The 18,903-nt window shown below is 33.0% G+C and carries 17 protein-coding genes; 6 read left to right on the top strand and 11 right to left on the bottom strand.

Features of this window, described 5'->3' with window-relative positions:
- Nucleotides 1-390: 390 nt before the first annotated feature.
- The 11 genes from B9T66_RS08930 to tssB form a co-directional block, all read right to left on the bottom strand.
- Nucleotides 391-1,203: a hypothetical protein gene (locus B9T66_RS08930; RefSeq protein WP_180763382.1), complete on the bottom strand. Its 813-nt coding sequence runs from the start codon at nucleotides 1,201-1,203 to the stop codon at nucleotides 391-393.
- The gene (locus tag B9T66_RS09270; protein WP_180763381.1) at nucleotides 1,193-2,254 is read right to left on the bottom strand and encodes a hypothetical protein; all 1,062 of its coding nucleotides are present in this window, start codon (nucleotides 2,252-2,254) and stop codon (nucleotides 1,193-1,195) included. The genes B9T66_RS08930 and B9T66_RS09270 overlap by 11 nt, the downstream gene beginning before the upstream one ends.
- A gap of 26 nt (nucleotides 2,255-2,280) precedes the next feature.
- Nucleotides 2,281-3,021 carry a lipase family protein gene (locus B9T66_RS09265; protein ID WP_180763380.1) on the bottom strand — a complete coding sequence of 247 codons (741 nt, stop codon included), beginning with the start codon at nucleotides 3,019-3,021 and terminating at the stop codon, nucleotides 2,281-2,283.
- Entirely contained in the window at nucleotides 3,018-3,287 is a 270-nt protein-coding gene (locus B9T66_RS08340; protein ID WP_143429124.1) for a hypothetical protein, read from the bottom strand. The genes B9T66_RS09265 and B9T66_RS08340 overlap by 4 nt, the downstream gene beginning before the upstream one ends.
- 59 nt (nucleotides 3,288-3,346) lie before the next feature.
- Nucleotides 3,347-3,985, bottom strand: a complete 639-nt coding sequence (locus B9T66_RS09260; protein ID WP_257874673.1) for a hypothetical protein — start codon at nucleotides 3,983-3,985, stop codon at nucleotides 3,347-3,349.
- A complete protein-coding gene (locus B9T66_RS08330) occupies nucleotides 3,982-4,602 on the bottom strand; it encodes a hypothetical protein (protein ID WP_095628508.1) in 621 nt (206 codons plus the stop codon). Before B9T66_RS08330 ends, B9T66_RS09260 begins: the two co-directional genes overlap by 4 nt.
- 55 nt (nucleotides 4,603-4,657) lie before the next feature.
- Complete coding sequence (locus B9T66_RS08325; RefSeq protein WP_095628507.1) at nucleotides 4,658-4,930, bottom strand: hypothetical protein; 273 nt, start codon at nucleotides 4,928-4,930, stop codon at nucleotides 4,658-4,660.
- A 27-nt stretch (nucleotides 4,931-4,957) separates the two neighbouring features.
- Nucleotides 4,958-6,682 carry a type VI secretion system baseplate subunit TssF gene (gene tssF / locus B9T66_RS08320; RefSeq protein ID WP_095628506.1) on the bottom strand — a complete coding sequence of 575 codons (1,725 nt, stop codon included), beginning with the start codon at nucleotides 6,680-6,682 and terminating at the stop codon, nucleotides 4,958-4,960.
- The gene (locus tag B9T66_RS09255) at nucleotides 6,683-6,874 is read right to left on the bottom strand and encodes a hypothetical protein (RefSeq protein ID WP_257874672.1); all 192 of its coding nucleotides are present in this window, start codon (nucleotides 6,872-6,874) and stop codon (nucleotides 6,683-6,685) included. It lies immediately after the preceding gene.
- A gap of 181 nt (nucleotides 6,875-7,055) precedes the next feature.
- Nucleotides 7,056-8,525: a type VI secretion system contractile sheath large subunit gene (gene tssC / locus B9T66_RS08310; RefSeq protein ID WP_095628504.1), complete on the bottom strand. Its 1,470-nt coding sequence runs from the start codon at nucleotides 8,523-8,525 to the stop codon at nucleotides 7,056-7,058.
- A 12-nt stretch (nucleotides 8,526-8,537) separates the two neighbouring features.
- The gene (gene tssB / locus B9T66_RS08305; RefSeq protein ID WP_095628503.1) at nucleotides 8,538-9,026 is read right to left on the bottom strand and encodes a type VI secretion system contractile sheath small subunit; all 489 of its coding nucleotides are present in this window, start codon (nucleotides 9,024-9,026) and stop codon (nucleotides 8,538-8,540) included.
- Between the two features lie 255 nt (nucleotides 9,027-9,281).
- Here tssB and tssJ point away from each other — a divergent pair, with 255 nt between their 5' ends.
- From tssJ to B9T66_RS08275, 6 genes are all read left to right on the top strand, one after another.
- Nucleotides 9,282-9,734 carry a type VI secretion system lipoprotein TssJ gene (gene tssJ / locus B9T66_RS08300; RefSeq protein ID WP_257874671.1) on the top strand — a complete coding sequence of 151 codons (453 nt, stop codon included), beginning with the start codon at nucleotides 9,282-9,284 and terminating at the stop codon, nucleotides 9,732-9,734.
- Nucleotides 9,724-11,100 (top strand): type VI secretion system baseplate subunit TssK, encoded by a 1,377-nt coding sequence (gene tssK / locus B9T66_RS08295; RefSeq protein ID WP_095628501.1) that lies wholly within the window; start codon nucleotides 9,724-9,726, stop codon nucleotides 11,098-11,100. The genes tssJ and tssK overlap by 11 nt, the downstream gene beginning before the upstream one ends.
- Before the next feature lies 1 nt (nucleotide 11,101).
- Nucleotides 11,102-11,908: a type IVB secretion system protein IcmH/DotU gene (icmH, locus tag B9T66_RS08290; protein WP_257874670.1), complete on the top strand. Its 807-nt coding sequence runs from the start codon at nucleotides 11,102-11,104 to the stop codon at nucleotides 11,906-11,908.
- Between the two features lie 9 nt (nucleotides 11,909-11,917).
- Entirely contained in the window at nucleotides 11,918-15,463 is a 3,546-nt protein-coding gene (gene tssM / locus B9T66_RS08285) for a type VI secretion system membrane subunit TssM (protein WP_257874669.1), read from the top strand.
- 15 nt (nucleotides 15,464-15,478) lie between these two features.
- Nucleotides 15,479-16,432 carry an FHA domain-containing protein gene (locus B9T66_RS08280; protein ID WP_095628500.1) on the top strand — a complete coding sequence of 318 codons (954 nt, stop codon included), beginning with the start codon at nucleotides 15,479-15,481 and terminating at the stop codon, nucleotides 16,430-16,432.
- A 176-nt stretch (nucleotides 16,433-16,608) separates the two neighbouring features.
- A partial coding sequence (locus tag B9T66_RS08275; RefSeq protein ID WP_095628499.1) for a contractile injection system protein, VgrG/Pvc8 family occupies nucleotides 16,609-18,903 on the top strand: 2,295 nt, incomplete at its 3' end.

Raw genomic sequence — 18,903 nt, 5'->3', positions numbered from 1 at the left:
TCATGCATAGAAAAACTTTTTTGTGTCCAACCTGTGTAATATTGAAAACCAGCTATATACAAGTAAAAAGGTTCGTCTTCTTGTTTTGTTTCAACTCTTCCTGCTAACATTATTATGTGCCTACTTAAAGAAAAATATGAATAAGGCAAATTAAATAGGTCCTCTAGCTTTACGCCTTCTTGTTTTATAGGTCTCGCGTATATTGCTCTCCCCACTTCCTCTTTGCATAATCTCTCAAACTCTTTATATTCAGAATCTAAGCTTTTAGGGATAAAAGCTCGGTAACTTGTAGGATAATAGATAGAGCAACCACTGGCTAGATACACAAAAAATATTATAAAGATTCCTAGCGCAATATAGAGCATTTTCTTACACTTTGTCTTGAAGTTTTTAACTTGCATTTGCTGTCCTGTTTTTAGGTATTATACATTGATTTGTAGAGAATGTCTTAGAATCTGATGTTAATATATTATTAGTGCAACCTATGATAGAAGCATTTAATAAATCAGATTCTAATACCATAGGGATACCTTTAGAAGTGAAAGACTTACCCTTATTAGCTTTTAGTTTTACTATGCCATTATGAGGACATTTAATCTCATTATCCTCTAGTATTGGGTGGAGCATAGCGGTAGATTGAATAGAATCTTTAGTTTTAGATTCTTGTTGCTTTTGTTGCTCTCTTTGTGTCTTTTCTTTTTCTTGTCTTTCTTTAGATTCAGAGGAGTTACATTCTAGTTTGATATTAAGGCTAGAATCTAAGAGGGAGTAATTAAGGAGGGTAAGGGTATTGCCATTGAGGAATATGTGGAGGGTTTGAGTGAAAGTCTCTTTAGAATCTTTTGAATCATAGTCTGTTTCGCCGATTAAGTGATAGGTAGGTTTAGATTCTCTAAACACGCCCTCTTTGTCTAATTCACCAAAGAATAAAGGATTAGATTCTATCTCTTTAGAGCCTTGTAAATGGATAGAATCTAAATACACATAAAACTTATATGTTTGTATCTCATCAAGTGTTATATCTGTCTCTGTGCTGGTTGTTGTGCTTGATTCTTGATGTGTTTGTGTATTATGTCTTTGATTTTGCAAAGATACTAGGCATTCCTCATATATGCTCTTGCAGTCAATACAAGCGCCATCTTTACAGAATATATACACACTCTTTTTGCTTGAATGAATAGAAATAATATATTTATTTAGCATATTGGATTCCTATATGTGCTTTACCATTGGCATAGAGAGATTGGGATACTTTACATAATGCCCCTAAATATTCTTGCTCCCATACTTGTTGCGTGATATTATATTCCTCTGATGCATACCCATACGCTTTTACTATGCTTTCATAGGTTTCTACACAAGCATTATTCTTATCCACTACATAGAAATTTCTCTGTGTGCCTAATGCGATTTTTTCTCCTAGATTCTCTTTATTATTAATCCTTTCTACCTCTTTTCTCATAATGTTAAAATACTCTCCATTGCAGATACATACATAGAGTTGTTTTTCTTGTAGTCTTATGATAAACTCTATGATGTCCTCATTCCTTATTGCTGATTGTTTGTGTTTCTCATAATAGTTACCCTCCGAATCTTTTAAGACACTTGGAGATTCACCGACAATAACAGCGATTTTGGATAAAAAATAGGGGAAAAACCCAATAGATTCTGGCTTTTTTCTCACTAATGTTAGAGGACCATTTTTACGATTAAAGTTTCTCGTGTTTTCCTCATTGGCAGTATCCACAAAAGTAATGACATAAGTTTTTATATTATCCATAAAGACATTGAGTTCGTGGAGGTAGTCTGCTAGAGTATCGTGTGTTTGTGTAGATGTGTTAGTATTATTATCTGTGGTGGAATCTGTATTGCTAGTATGTTTAGTATCTTTGTGAGATATTGCAGAATCTGTATGGGTGGTTTGTGTGGAAGTGTTAGAAGTAGTAGAATCTAAAGCATTGGTATTGTTGGTTGCATTGTTAGTTGTAGGCTGTAGTGTAGGCTTTTTTATTTTCCTTTGTGTGATACTCCTTTGTATAGTAGTATCATTAGATTCTAATTTTAAAAGGTAGGAGTAGAAGTAGAGGGTTTGTGTGAGGGGGATAATGGAGTGAGAATCTTTACCTGTATAGATAGGCAGTCTATTGCGTGAGCCATATTGAGCAGAAGCGATGATATTTATACCGCCGCTGTCATAAATATGAGTGAGCTTCTCTGAAATATCAATGAGATTTTTCTCTAAGAAATCTAACAAGATTTTTATCGTATTGGGGTTTAGGACTACATTGGGGAGATTCCAGCCATAAATGCTAGGGGCATTAAAAGTATAGGCTTCTTTTGGCTAAATAGTAATTCATTTTTATATTTTTTATCACAATAGATTAGGGCAACTTGAGCGAGATAGCCTCCTAGTGAATGCCCTACAAAGATAATGGGTCTATTATAGGCTCTGACTATCTTTTTGACTTCTTGTAAGAAATCTAAGAGGGCGAAGGATTGGGGATTGGCATTTAGAGATAGGGCTATGTCTTGTCCTAAGTCTTTTAATGTTTCCAACAATTCATTAATGTTATTTGCTGAAAATTCAGTCCCTCTGAATCCCACTATGAATCTATTTTTCGTTTTATCGCTAAACAAGGTAGCAGAGAATCCTGTCAATGTGTTAGGTTGATGAAACATTACCTCATATCTCTTAGCAAAGTTTTGTGCTTGAATCTCTCCAAACTCTCCATTGAGTTTATCACTATTGAATTTTTCATCTAATGAATTTAATAAATTAGATTGCCAAGTATTATCTTGTTTCAGATTGATTAAAACCTCTTGTCCTTGATATTTTTTATTAATGATATGTTCTAAAGTTATTTCCACTTCTTTATATCCTCTAGGATATTTCTCATCTTTGATTTTATTGCCTTGTGAATCTAGCTCATAAATCTTTCTATTACCCATAAATTCAAAGTTAAAATAACTTGCTTGGGCTAGTTCGGCATAGTCTTTAAAATCGTTAATGTATCCTTTCATTTAGCACCCTTTAATTTAACTAGAATGATGATTGCATATGATAGCATAATAAATGTTATCGTGATAATAGTATTATTTTGTGTTAGATAAAGACATAAAACACCATAAACGGCAAATAAAATTATAAAGGTCAATGAAAACAGGATTTTTGATTTTTTAAAAGTATAGATAAGCAATATTGATGAAGCATAGATAAAAAGAGGTATAGCAACAAGTATAACAAACAAAAAAACTACAACGCCAAGCTTCCCATCATCATATGCCATAACTCCACCCAAAATACACCCAAAAGCCCAAAACACAACCCAACAAATGTAGAGTATTTTTAGAAACTGCATTCAGTCCCCCTAAACCCCGCTACAAATCTATCTTTTTCTTTATCATAAAATAAAGTAGCACTAAAACCTGATTGAGTGAAGAAAGATTCTAAAGAAGTATGGTGGAGGAGCTTAAAACGATTGACAAAGTTTTTGGTTCGGGTGGAGAGGTGGTAAGTGAGGTCAGAATCTTTATCTTGTTTTTCTTTGGTAGTGGCAACTAGAATCTGTTGTTGGGTTGCTTTTGAGTCTTCTTTGCGTCTATGGATAAGATTTTGTATTTTATTGTTTATTGGTTCAGGTTTATCTTTGCTTGGATTTTTTATCTTAATATCTTGACTAAACCTAGCCTCTATGGCTAAAGCATAAGCAGTGGGTTGTCTTAACTCTCTTTTATTTTTCTTGATTAATTCTTGTATCTTATCATCTTGTGTATTTTCTTTGGTAATTTCATATCCTAATTTTATTCCATCTGCATATACCCATCTTGCAGGTGGTTTTACGCTTTCATTAGGATTCTTACTTTTTAGCTCATCTAAGAAATAATCTATATCCTCATTTTCATTGATGTAATGTAGCAGTGCATAAGAAGCGTCTGCTATGTCAGCATAGTCTTTTAATTGTTCTATGAAGTCTTTAGGATTCAATGTCTTGCTCCTTTCCCTTTTTCATCACTTTTTATGAATTTACCATTTTCTAAGTAAAAGATATTATCTCCTGCTATATCAACAGAATAGCTATTTGTTAATCTAAATCCTGCTCCCTCATCACCATAGAGTCCATAAGTGGTTATGGTAGTAGAGATATAAGTAAGCATTGTTATAGGGATTACTTTACCATTTTTATCAATATAATAGCTTGTTACCCCTAATCTACGCTTAAGTTTATTAAATACTTCCTCCCCCATATATTCTTTAATTTTTTGATAGTAGAGACTCCAATCATTTTCGTGGAGTTCTTGTTTTGATGGTCCTTTGATATAGTATTTGCAACCATTGGAGAGGATTCGGGGGAGATTTTTATCAATAGCCTCTATTTGTTCCCAAAAGGTATCTCCTGTTGTTACTTTTTGTCTTGCTTCCTCCCTTTCCTTTTCTCTTTGTTTTATCTCATCTCTTATCTCTTTATCAAAAACATAGATTCCGCCATATTCATCTGCTATTCTTTCTGTTTCTTTATCAGCTGAACTTGTTTGAATCAACCCACAAGAAGCAAAAATGATTAAAGTTATAAGACTAATAAAAATTAAGATAAAGTATTTCATAGAGTTATCCTTTGAGTTTTTGAATCTTTTTTATTACATAGACAAAAGCTTTGGGCTAAACAGCCCCTAGAGAATGCCCTGTAATAATTAAAGGTGTAGATTCTGTAATGTATTCTTTTTCAATACATTCGCCATAAAAGTCTAGCATATCCAAATATTGCTTTTTAGGTATCACACCACCAATCAAAGAAACATCAGCTTCAAATATGTCTTTAGGATCTTCTGTGCCTCTAAAGGCTAAGATATATTCTGAATCTGCAAATTCTGTTTCAATAGCTAGAGCATAAGTGGAGATTTGTTCTGTGTTGGTGTCTTGATTAAATTTCATGCGAAATTCTTACCAGAGATTTGATTGTCACATTAATGCTTTATTGCCTTGTGTGGCAGGATAATTGAATGTCATTTGGCTTGTTGCGCAGATAATGCAAAGTTCACAAAAAGAATTGATAGGAGCAAATGAAGCAAAAAATTGTGCAAAAACTAGACCTATCTTATACACTTCACCTACACAATAAAACTTTGAATCTTCTATATGCATAGTAACTAATGTCCCTCTTTGTGTGATAAAACCATTGATTTTATAGATCGTTTGTGCATGAAAGTCAAGCAATGCATCCGAGAGTATCGTAAAAAAATTTTGTGAAGAAAGCATAGCACTATAGATGCGTATGACACTCAAAAAACTTGCTCTATCAAGCATAGTTTGATAATTAAAACAAAGCGTAGAAATCAGATCCCAAGAGACAGTATCATCAATGCTTATGTGTTTAATGCTTGTTGGAATACAAAGATTGGATGTGCTCAAATCTTTGTAATCTGGGACTTGATTAATGTCCCCTAATTTTAATCCTGTTGGAAGGTTGTTATTACTGCATAATACGTCAATAGAAACAATTTCTTTGACATGTTGTTTTGTATAAAAAGAAATTTCTTTGTAATGTTGCTCTTGTGAATCTATTTTGTTGGCAATGGCATAGAAATCTCCATCATTCTCCAAAAAAGAGAATCGCTCAAAATTATTGTAGTTTTTTAGCACTCTCCTGCCAGTATTTGTGTTGTGGGCTTTGACTTTTAGGACTTGTATCACACAATAGCTTGTATTATTCGCCCTATCAACAAAGATTCTATAACCATTTCTTGAGTGATCTAAAAGTATGGGTTCTGCTTGTGTGTGAAAAAGATTGATAATAGGAGTAGCAGCAAGAGAAAAATTTCGCGGTTGTGGTATGCAATCTTTGGGCAATTCTTTGTTAAAGATAAATTTGAGTCCTATTTTGGTTGTTTGCAAGGTTTGTGTGCATTCAAGATTTCTAAGATTAATAAAATGAAATTTTTCTGGCATGAGGAGTAATTCTTGTAATAGAGCAAAGGAGCTAAAACCTATGTCGTCATTATGCAATAAACTTTGGGTATTGTGTAACCCAATGTGCTGCAAGCTTTGGGGTGCAAGAGTATATTGCTCGTTTTCATCATAGGACACAAGGACAATATCTTTGAGATATTGTGTCAACCATAACAAGAGAGTATTGGCTGTATATACTTCATTACCCAAATATAGTGTTAAGCAATCTAGGGCAATATCACTAAAGCTAATGCCTTCTTTGCTAAGAGCTATATCAAATGTTAGGGTGCTATGTTTACCCTCGCTGCCAACAAATACATTGCTTATCTTGATAGGATATACATATACATCATAGATTGTTTTAAATTCACACATAATGCCATTAATCGGTATTGATTTTATGGTTGTGTGTTTTGGTATCTTGAGTTTATTGGCTTTGGCATCACTCACAAGAGCAAATTCTTGCATACACACAGATGGTAGGGCGTTTGTATAATTTGGGATAAGAATCTTAATAAGAGATTCTGCGATAAATGGGATATTGGCATCGAGTTCTTGGTGTATTTTCGCACTCAAGATCGCCAAAGATTCGATAATGTATTCTACATCAGGATCATGGGCATTGTGTGCGAGAAATGGGGCAAGTTTTGGATATTTACTAAGCAAAAGTTCTCGATTTTTGCGTAAATAATCAAGCTCTTTACGAAAATAAAGCAAATTAAGATCGTGGTTTTGCATTTATTTTATCTCACAATAGCGATTGTTTCTAAAGGTAATTTGCATACTATGTTCTTGGAATGTATTGTTATTGTAATGAAAACGCATAAAAAAGTTAAATTGCCAAGGAGCAAGTGTCTCATCGTATTCTATGCTTAGAATATGGATTCTGTATTCATGTTTGCGGACAATGTTATATATTTTCTCCGACATAATAACGCCAAGATTTTTTGCATTTATATCCAAGTTGCATAATGATTCCAACCCCATATCATCTCTTGTATTCATTAGGACTTTAATATGCTCTTTTACATCTTCAAGTTTGTTCTCGACATAGGGTGTCTGGGCACAAGAATCAAGGGTATGTATCACTCTATCAACAAAAGGCATTGTGCTATTCTTTATCAAGTTTTCCGACTAAAGAAAGCTCAAAGTTTGCTCCCATAAATTTAAAATGAGGTCGAACACTCAAATCAATTTTATACCACCCACTCTCACCTTCTACCTCACTTACGGTAATTTTGGCACCCCTAAAAGGTCTTCTGCTCCTGACTTCTGCTGGTGGATTTTCTTGATCAGAGACATATTGCCTTACCCATTCATTTAAGCCTTTTTCTACATCACCACGTTCTTTCCAACTTCCAATTTCTTCTCGTTGCAAAACTTTGAGATAGTGTGCAAGGCGTGAAATAAGAAAAATATATGGTAGTTGCGTACCAAGTCTATAATTTGTCTCTGCTTCTTTGCCTTCTGGAGTATTTGGAAAAATTTTTGGTTTCAAGGCAGCATTTGCAGAAAAAAATGTGGCATTATTACTATCTCTACGCAAAGTAAAGGCAATAAATCCAGATTCTGAAAGTTCGTATTCTCGCCTATCGGTAATTAAAACTTCTGTTGGAATTTTTGATTGTATAGTGCCAAAATTTTCATAAACATATATGGGCAAATCACTAACAGTTCCTCCAGCTCTTGGACCTATGATATTACCACACCAACGATATTGTGCAAAGCTATCAGTTAAACGCGTTGCGAATGCATAAACAGTATTTCCCCATAAAAGGTGATTGTGCGATTGATGCACATTTTCTTTGTAATTGAAACTTTTAATAGGGTTTTCTTGAGGATCATAAGGCGATCTTGTAAGAAATCTTGTTACTAAAAGTCCAGCATATTTAGAATCTTCATTTTCTCTAAAAGTGCGCCATTTTGTGTATTGGGGACCCTCTAAAAGACTATTTAGGTCTTGAATTTGACTAAGTTCTGCATATGTGTCAAGTCCAAAGAATTTCGCACTCATAGAAGTCAAAAACGGAGCATGACTCATTGCTGCAATGGAGGACATTTTAGAAAGAAAATTCATATCAGGTGTGGAAGCACTTAGTGCGTAATCTCCAATTATAGCTCCCACAGGCTCACCACCAAATTGCCCATATTCTGCTGAATAAATATGTTTATAAAGTGTGGTATTTGTAATATCTGGACTTGATTCAAAATCTTCCAAAGCCTCTTGTTGGGTGATATCGAGCAAATTAATTTTTATATTTTCCTGAAAATTTGTTCGCTCCACAAGGAAATACAATCCTCTCCAAGTAGATTCTAATTGCTGAAATTGTTCATTATGTAGTATCTCATCCATTTGCATTGATATAAGCTCATCAATATGAGCAATCATTTCATCTAGTGTAAAACGATTAACCTTACTTTCTGCATTATCGGATTTGACAATCTCTGAAATAAATTCAGCTACTCCCACTTTTGCGATACTATAACTTTCATCATCTTTAGCATACTTGCTTTTTTGCATAATATTGTCTATGATAGACACTTCTTGTGTTTGTGTGGTTGTTTCTGTTGTGTTTTGCATAGATTACCCTTTTTAGTGTGTTGGATTATTGTTCTCTTGTATTTCTAATAAGAGTTTTTGTTTCGTATCTTCATCTTTAAGTGCCTCTAATACCGCCTTTCTGAAATCAGGTATGTTGCCCATTGGTCCTTTTAAGGCAACAAGTGCTTCTCGTAATCTTAAAAGTTTGTTGAGTTCTGGGACTTGTTGGGCTATGTTGTCTGGAGTAAAATCTTTCATTTCATTGATGTCAAGACTTACGCTTAATTCCTCCGCATCCTTATGTAAAACATTTTTTACATTAAAATGTGTTTTAATACCCATTTTTTGCATGACTTGATTAAAATTATTCTTGTTTATAGGAGTCACTTCCCTTTCTTCTAATGGTGTGCTATTGCCACCAGTAAAATTTGCCATAACCATAAGCTTCAGTGGAAGTTCGACTTCTGGACTTTGACCATTTGTCTTAGATTTGTAGGTGATATTTATGCGCTCTTTTGGTGGTGTTGAATTCTCTGCCATATATAATCCTTGTTGCTTGAATAAGTAATTCAAGTGATTTAATGTCTAACTTGTATCTCAATTTTATAGTAAAATGTATCATTTATAGCTGAATTTAACCAAAACTATTATAAAATTGACACCAAACTAAAGGAGTTAAAATCTACATTTGGCTATTTGGCTATTAGTGATAGGTTTTATAAAAAAATTTCGGACATCTGAATAATGAAGTGTGTAGTGTATTGTATATTTTTGTTTGTAAGTGGTGTATTGTCTATGGCATGTAGCACACCCATTAAGATTGTAGTATCTAACTATGAAGATTCAAATCTTAATAATCGTGGAGATAATGTGCCTGTTACGTTACTTATTTATCAACTTAGAGATGGTAAGAGATTCGAATATGCTTCTCCACAAGATTTACTTACTCGAGAGAGTGTGGTGTTGGGTAGAGACAAAATAGACACCATTAGGATACAAATTCCACCAAATGAAAAAAATATGGTCGCTGCAGAAATTCACAAAAAAGAGGGCAAATATATTGGTATTCTTGCACTTTTTGCCAATTCACAGGGTAAAAACCAAAAATTCTATAAAAAACTCCATAGTGTTTTTAGAAATACGATTAGAATTGATATTACCCACATTGGTATCACAAAAGCAAACAAAAAAAATCATCAAAAATATCAGCCCACGCAAGACATAGAGGTAAAAAACGATGAACAATAAGCTTAAGGTTGCTTGGTATAATGGTATGCACATGGATAAAATCCATTTTGAACAACAAGAAAGGTATTTAGAGCACCTTATTCAAAGCAAAACTGCTAGGTGTTTTTGTAACCTATATGGAATTTTTGAAGTAGAATTTTCTCATGAAATGCTTAATTTAGGTAAAATTGCCCTCTCAAAAATTAGTGGTATTACTCAGGATGGTAATGTGTTTGATGCTCCAAACCATGATTTATTGCCAGAAGTTTTAGAAATAGGGCATAATACAAATTCCTTAATTATTACGATAAAAATTCCCACCAATACAGATTCCGTAGCCGATATTTCATTACAGAATACCTTTTTACATTCTAAATACATTGCAGTCAATACTACCATTTCCTCCAAAATGCATGACAACATTAGCCAAGATTCTAAAACATCTATGCAAGAACCACAATATACGCAGGATGAAATGAATATTGTGTTAGGAAGTTTACGCTTAAAATTGGGCTTATTGGGTGATAAAACGCCAAATGAACTCGAGATTCCTATTGGAAAAATAAAAAACATACATTCTAATGGCAGAATAGAACTTGATGAAAAGTTTATTCCAACAAGTTTGGATATTTCTAATAATGCGTTTATTAAGACTTTTTTAGAAGAAATGCTTTTTAGCATAAAACAACATAAAGAAACGCTAAGCAAAATATTTAGAGGCATTAACCAAACTAAAAATACCCTTGATTTTAACACCTATTTATCATTAAACCTACTTAAGAAGTATTATTTGATATTTTCATATCTCAAACATAAACAAAAATTGCACCCAGAGATATTGTATGAAAAACTTGTAGAATTTCAAGCTGATTTGCTTGCTCTTAATCACAATGATGATATTGAATTTATTGCTTATAACCATAATGATCCTACTTCTGTATTAGTGCCACTAAGCAACACTATACGACTGCTATTTGCTAATGTTACTTCGCCAAAATATGTTATGGCAAATATTGTCGATAATGGTAATGGATTTTATGACTGTATGTTTGATAATGCTTCTATAATCCAGAATAGTGAAATATTTTTGGCTATTAGTTCTTCGGTTCCAATGAATATTTTGCTAGAAACATTTGCATCGCAGAGCAAAATTCATACTCAGGATAATATTAAACGCATAGTCGCTTCACAACTTAAGGGTTTACATATAGAACCAATTCCAAGCATTCCCTCTAGCCTACCTCATTTAAGTGGATATGTATATTTTAGACTTGATAAAAAAGATCCTATGTTCGCGTTATTTAGTAATCATAACATAATTAGCATCTACCTAACTAACAATATCTCAAACCCAGACATTAAGTTATGGGCAATCCTACAGGATTAAAATGTCAATGTCATCAGATATCCAAGAACACAACACAGATCAGCTTCACTCAAAGGTATTGTCACTTTTACTTGAATATGATCTAAAAGGTTTGCAAAATAATAAAGTCCTTGATTTAACCCTGCCCTTATTGCTTTTTGCAGCAAGACTTTCTAAAATGCACAATTTAGAAGCAACGTATATTACTAACGTCAAAGAAATATTGATAGAAGAAGTGCTTACGATTAGCAGTAATCTCAGTGCCTTGCACACATATGAAGACAAAGACATTATTAAATTAAGATATTGTCTTTGTGTATTTATTGATGAGATGCTTTTAGCAAATGAGAGCTTTATTAATAGTCATTTTGTTAATCAAACACTCACTATCCACCTTTTTGATGAGATTTTAGGTGGTGATAAGTTTTATGATATAGCGGGGCAATGGCTTCTTAGTCCTAGCAAGTATAAGGATATGCTTGAATTTATATATGCCTGCTTAATCCTTGGGTATAGAGGTAAATATGCTATGCAAGAACAAGATTTACAAAAAATCGATCATTTCTGTAAGACAATAGCGATAGCTTTAGCTCCTGTATTACACTCCAATGAAGAAAAAGCTTTCAAAATAGCTTACAAAAACACAAACCAAGAAAACATTGCAGAATCTCTTAAACGTAAATACGCAAAACCTTTTTTTGGTTTTGGTATTATTGGTATAACGATTGTGATTTTTACATTTTCTTATCTAAAATTAGAATCTCATAATAGTATTGTTCAAAACAATCTTACACAACATATACAGACTTTTATGCAAGAAAAACACTAGGAGATAAATTTGTTATCAATTGTTACGAAAATCTTACAATTATTCCGCAATAAGATTGTATTGTATTCAATATTTTTTATATTTCTTTTTCTCTTTAGCATATTATTCTATTTCTATGCCCCACTAATTGCTTTTGATGGCATTCATATTCTTGGCAACATGTTTGTGCGTATTGGAATTATTAGTCTTATTTGGCTTTTTGTATTTTTGTATTTTTTCTTAAAACCTACCACAGATTTGATACGATCCCTCAAAAGCGAAAAAAGACAACTTATAAAGGCTTTAAAAAAGGAGGCAGCTCACACTCTTCAAAGGGCTAAAAGGAATTATGCTATTGCTATCAGTGATGCAAAAAATACATGGAAGAAAGACCTGAGGCTTAAGAAAATTCCTCTAGTGATTGTTATTGGGAACGAAGGAGCTGGCAAAAGCTCCTTTATCAATTACTCCAATATAGAATATCCACTTAGTGATAGTTTGCAGTCTTATAAAAAACTTCATAAGTCTACCAATAATTTTGGACTCTATATTTCTAAAAATGGTGCTTTGCTTGATACAGAAGGCAATTATTTTGCTCAAGAATCTTTTTTTAGTCCAGATAATACTGATGAGATTCCAGAAGACAATCTTGATAAAAATAGAGATTTTTTATTAAAGAAGAGTGTGTGGAATAAGTTTTTATCATTTCTTAATGCCAATATCTTTCATAGCAAGCTTAATGGTATTATTCTTGTTGTTGATACACAATCTTTTCTTACTCATCCAAAAGAATATAGTGATGATCTTATCCAATATCTTGTTAAAAGAGTGAATGAGTGTGAACAGAATCTAGGGCTTAAATTACCTATATATATTGTATTCAGTAAAATTGACTTGATAGAAGGAATGAGTGAATATTGGAATATTTTTGGCGAAAGGGTAACAAATAAGGCTTTGGGACTTACTTTAGATTCGGAATTACGCACAGAAGAGCTACAATCTGATTTTCAAGAAATGAGTAAATCCCTGCTTTATACATTTATGAACAAAAATCAAATGCTACATTCTTTGGAGGATAAGAAAACAGCATTTTTATTCCTCAAGCAATTTGATTATCTTTGTGCGTTGGTCACAGAGTTTATACTTCAAGCCCATGCGCAAAATAAGCTCAAAAACAAGTCACATATTCGAGGTGTATACTTTACATCAGCCTATCAAGAAAATGTTCCAAGAAATTATTTGATTGACGCAATTTGCGAAAAATACGATCTCAAAAAACCACCTGCAAAGTCTGCAACAAAACAAAATAAATATAGCTACTTTGTGCAATCTCTCCTAGAAACCATCATTTTACGAGATTCTCATTTAAGTAGTGTTATTATGAAAAATATAATTTTCAAAACTGGTGCTATTGTGTTGAGTGCCTGTTTACTTGCTTATGGAGTGAGTGCTTATTTTCTTACTAAAGCCAATAAGGAAGTAGCACAAAGTGAAGCAGATCTCAATAACATCATAACCCTTTTAACTAATGCAAAATCGTATCAAAAGATGAATTTGCAACAAAAAGCAAATCTTATGCTAAACCTCAAAACAATCCTTAAAAATTATCCATATCTCTTTGAAAAGAACATTCTTACACAATATTTGCTTTTAAATACTTCTTACAAAGGATTTTTACCTGCTAAAAGCTTGTATTATACTCTCAACGAAGATGTAATTAGCAATACACTCATAAAGGAAATGGAGCGAATTTTACAAACAAATACTACACCAGAGAGCTTTGTAGAAACATTTTATATGTATATGAGCCTTTTTGATGAAGCCCATCTTGACAAGGCGTTACTAGGAGCATGGATTGGAAAAAACTGGAAACACTTTGATAATTACAAGATCCCAAAAGAAGACTTCATGGCTGGTATAGAAGATTTAAATCCTTCAAATCTCGCAAAGTCTTATCAAATAAACCCTAACAATCTTGAAAAGAGTCGTCAAAAACTCGCTCAAATTCCCAAACAACATAGAATCTATATTATTATGGCTTTTCGCGATAGTCTAAAACAACAAAAATTTTATAATATTAGAGATAAGATTGGAACTGCCTTCAATATAGTGTTTGAAAACACTGAACAATTTACCTCAATCAATAGGGACTTTACAAAAGATGGATTGAAAGTTTTTTTAGCTAATCTCCAAACAAATACACAAAGCGCCCTTGATATAGATACTTGGTGTTTAGATCATGCATCAGATTCAAAAGATATCAAAGCGTTAGAAATGGATATTCTTACTATATACCTAGGACAATATCAACAAAAATGGCAAGATATATTGTCTGCTCTTACTCCTAAACAATATTTCAACAAAGATGGTATGTTGCATGAATTGCAAATTCTTTCTAGTGTGGAAAATCCATTGAATACACTCATAAAAATAATAAGCGATAATACCGACCTTAATGATGCATTGCTCCTCAATGATGCATATAGTCTAGGATTGCCAAGTAGTGATATAAAAAACAAATTTGTTACAATCAGTAATTATTTTAAGCCTTATTATGATTTTTCTAAAAAAGAGTCATTTTTGGATTCCAAGTTAAACTCCTTAAATACACAGAGTGATATGAAAGAAGTTGCTGTTGGTAGCATAAAAGAACGTTTAGCCGCTGACATACAAAATGTCAGCACGAAGATAAGTGATTTTACACAAAATAATACAAAGGATATTAAAGCAAAAATTACCTATATCCTAGAGGGGAGCAACGAAGAAAATGATCCGTTTAAGAAATTTACAACAGACATCAAAGATTTACCACCACATATAGCACGATATTACGATAAACTCTCACAATTTTCGTGGAAAATTATAGAAAATACTTCTGGAATATTGTTAAATAATGCATGGAAGAGTGAGATTTATACAGTATTTATTAACGAAATATCCCCTTATTATCCATTCAATACATACTCACAAGAATCCCTCCCAATAGAATCTTTTAAGAATTTCTTTGGAAATCAAGGGAGCATACAAACATTTTACCAGCAATACTTAAGTAAACTTTTGCTTAAAAGAGGTAATACATACTACCTAAACCCAGAATATAAATCAAAAATTACACTTAGTCAAGAATTTATAACTTTTTTAAACAAAAGTATTATGTTGCATTCTATGTTTGATGCCAACAATAATATTAACCTAAACTTTTTCCTTCATTGTCTTGACTTATCATCAGATTTTGGATCGCTTGACATAAGCTATAATGATCAAACCCTACATTATGATCATACACTTAATCAAAAAATTCAAATTGTTGTAGAACAGTTTAACAATACCACGGAATTGAAATTTAGTGTCTATGATTATAATCAAAACCCACAATATAAAAAACTTTATATAGGAGAATGGGCTTGGTTACGATTCTTAAAAGATACTAGCAAAACACAAACTTCTCAAAACACATTATATTTTGAAGGAAATACACAATGGTATTTTGATTTTACTATCGCTCCAAATCCACAGATGTTATTTAATCTTGTTGATTTATTATCGCATTTTACTTTGCCACAAAGCATCATATAAATACTAAGGAATATTATGGAACAGATTGCTATTACCGCCAAACATCTTAATGAGTCACATACTCCCCTGCAATATTGTATTTTTGATGAAAATGGTGGCACAATAGGGAGCGATTCAACGAATAATTTTTGTTTACAAGATACTGAAATACAGGAAAGACATGTTAGCATCCAATACGAAGAAGGATGCTTCACAATTGCTAGTATTGGCGATAGTAACATATTCTATAATGAATCTTTTTCTGCATTGCGTGCTGGTTATGAAACAACTATAAATTTGGGTGATACATTTAGAATTGGGAATTACAAATTTACTATCATAGACCCAAAAGATATACAAGAAGACTTTGTGGACAACAAGAAAATCCTCAATGAAGTAGCCCGTTATAACAAACTTGATACACTAGAAATAAAACCTAGAGGACAAGTTAGTGGCTTACACCTTGATGAAGAAAAAATAGAAGATATCTTGACACAAAATAAAGACTATGATGATTTAATACACCTGCCACCTATAGAGAATTTGTCTTCCGATACTCTTAATATGCAACACATGCATACATCATCTAATCCCCATGAAACTTTGCTTTCTCACAAAATACAATCACATGATCATTCTATGCTTCAGTATGTCATGGCATTTTTGCATGATACTATTAAAAAAGCGCCGCATATATCACCCTCTTTATCGCTAGATGATCTTCTTGCCAACTCCAACACTCAACCACCCACATACGAAGAGTTACAAACCTTGTTGCACACCAGATTACTTATAGATTCTATCCCTCTTATAAACTCTCTTATTCTCGCTATAATCACAAAAGAATCTAATAACCCCATATGCGATATTTTAGATCCTAATCCTTGCAATCTTATACTAAATCATATCCTTACTACGCATACACAAACTAACAATGACACACTACAAGCACTTATTATTCAAGCCCTACATGCATATATAAAAACATAGTCATTATAATAACTTAACTCTACATTACATAAATAATGTGTATTATTTGTAAGCAATACGTTTAGCGTGAATAACATATGTGATAATAAAAGCACCAACAACACACGCCAAAGCATACTTTTTATGTTATAATAGAACCACTCTTACGACACATAACATAGCCCTAAGGAAAACATATGTCCTCTTATATGCAACTTAGTATTTCTGTCCCCCACCTTTCTGCTCCCTTATATGTTACCATCACCAAAGCCCATATTAAAGAAAGTCTGCAATCTCCCTTTGTTATATCTTGTGAAGGATATATAGAAAGTATCCATAGTGATATCTTGCATGTATTTAGCACGCAAACTAAAACTTCTACTTCTCTAACACACACCCCTAATGTATATGATTCTTCTTTTCATCCAAACTTGCTCTTAGATTCACAAGCAACATTTAGCTTTACTAATCCCTATACACAACACAATATTCTTTCTTTTACACATAATACTAGCAGGACTGCTAATCCCAAATCCACAAATACCTATCATGGTATTATTACCCAAGTTTCTTATCTAGGCACTTCTTCTAAAGAACATACTTCCTCACAAAACACTTCTAAATTACAATATAAACATTGCTTTAGTCTTACCCTTAGCACAACCCTTATACGCCTTTGTTATAATAATGCTAGTAGGATATATACTAATAGCACTGTTGTGGATATTATCAAATCTCTATTATATGCTAATGCCTCTTTTTTAGGTAAGGCTCTTGATTTTTCTTTTATACATGCACAATATCCCATACAAGAAATCATTACACAATACAATGAATCCGATCTAGCATTTCTTGTTAGGATAGCTCATAATAGTGGTCTATACTTTTATGAAGATGCTACAACACTCTATGTATGTGATAGTATGCCTTCACACATATCACCCTCTAGCACTAACCAAACTACCACCACAAACCATACTAATACTTCCTTACAAACTGGCACTGCCAAACAAGCTAACACTTCTTTGCCTCCTAGTGCCTCCTCCTCTATAACAACACTTCTGTATAACCCTAATGCTACAAATACCCTTAATGAAGAATGTATTTCTAACTTTGGCACATCACAATCCATAAAAGCACATACATTTAGTGCAGCATATTCCCCACATACTACACCATCTGATATTGTGCTTGATACTCATACACCATATTCCTTGCATGATAACTCTCATACACATGATAGTATACATACTACATCTGCTACTTCTTATTTACAAGAACACACATATACCACCAACCTATCTTTTACACAAAATCCCAATACCAAAGCCTTTCTTACATTACAGCAACAACATGCCCTTATGACACATGCACTCTTTGAAGCCACAAGCAATATCACACATTTGCATTTAGGACAACTAGTGGCACTCCAACATGCACATGCTAGCACCCCTAAAGATTTGTTAGATACAACATTTTATGTCATAGCAATAGAGCATACACTTATAAGCAAAGAGCAAGACACTTCTGTCCTATCAACTAACAACACAAACACGCATACTAAGTCATTAGATTCTAATCATTATTATAGTAACACACTAACTCTCCTACCAACACATCTCACATTTATCCCTTCACCCAAAGCTAAACCCACACCTCCAATAAGCACACAAGGCATAGTGGTAGGAGAGGGTTATACACAAGCAACAAATCTCACACAAGCTAACGCTACCCTGCAACAAGAAGCAAATACTATCTATACAGATTCTTATGGAAGAATACAGGTAAGACCTCATATCTTTTATGCCTATGCCTTGCATCAAGCACATAACATAGCACAACAAAGTAATGATGATATAACACAATATAATACAACACAACAAGGCAATGATGAGAACACACAACATCATAATTATGGTGTAGCACAACAAAATGGTTATAACATACCACAACAACATAATAAAAGCATACAACAAAGTAATGATGATATAACACAATCTCCTATGCATAATGCCCAATCATCTCATACTACTACACAAACTGCTGCTACTTCCACTACTGCTTCCACTACTGCTTCTGCTACCACTTCTGCTTCTTTATTGCATACTCATACTGCATTCCTTAGAGTAGCCTACCCTATTGCAAGTAATAGCAGTGGTTTTTTTGCATTGCCTAGAGTAGGAGATGAAGTTATTATTGCTTATATGGATAATGATATAGATAAGCCATATGTATCAGGGAGTTTGTATAATACAACTAACCCTATTCCCTCTACTCTACCCAAGCAAGATCATATCACAACACTAAGCTCTAAAACCATAGGAGCACAAGAGTATGGTTATAATCAATTATGTTTCTCTAACCTCAAAGATAATGAAGAAATCTATATAAGAGCACAAAAAGACTATAGAGAATCTATAAATAATAATTTCTCTCAAACTATACACAACAATAAAGATTCTAAAGTGCAAGGAAGCTATAGTGAATCTATT

The sequence above is a fragment of the Helicobacter sp. TUL genome (assembly GCF_002287135.1).
Taxonomy (GTDB): domain Bacteria; phylum Campylobacterota; class Campylobacteria; order Campylobacterales; family Helicobacteraceae; genus Helicobacter_F.
The sequence above is the reverse complement of the archived record's forward strand: the minus strand, read 5'-3'. Positions and strand labels throughout refer to the sequence as shown.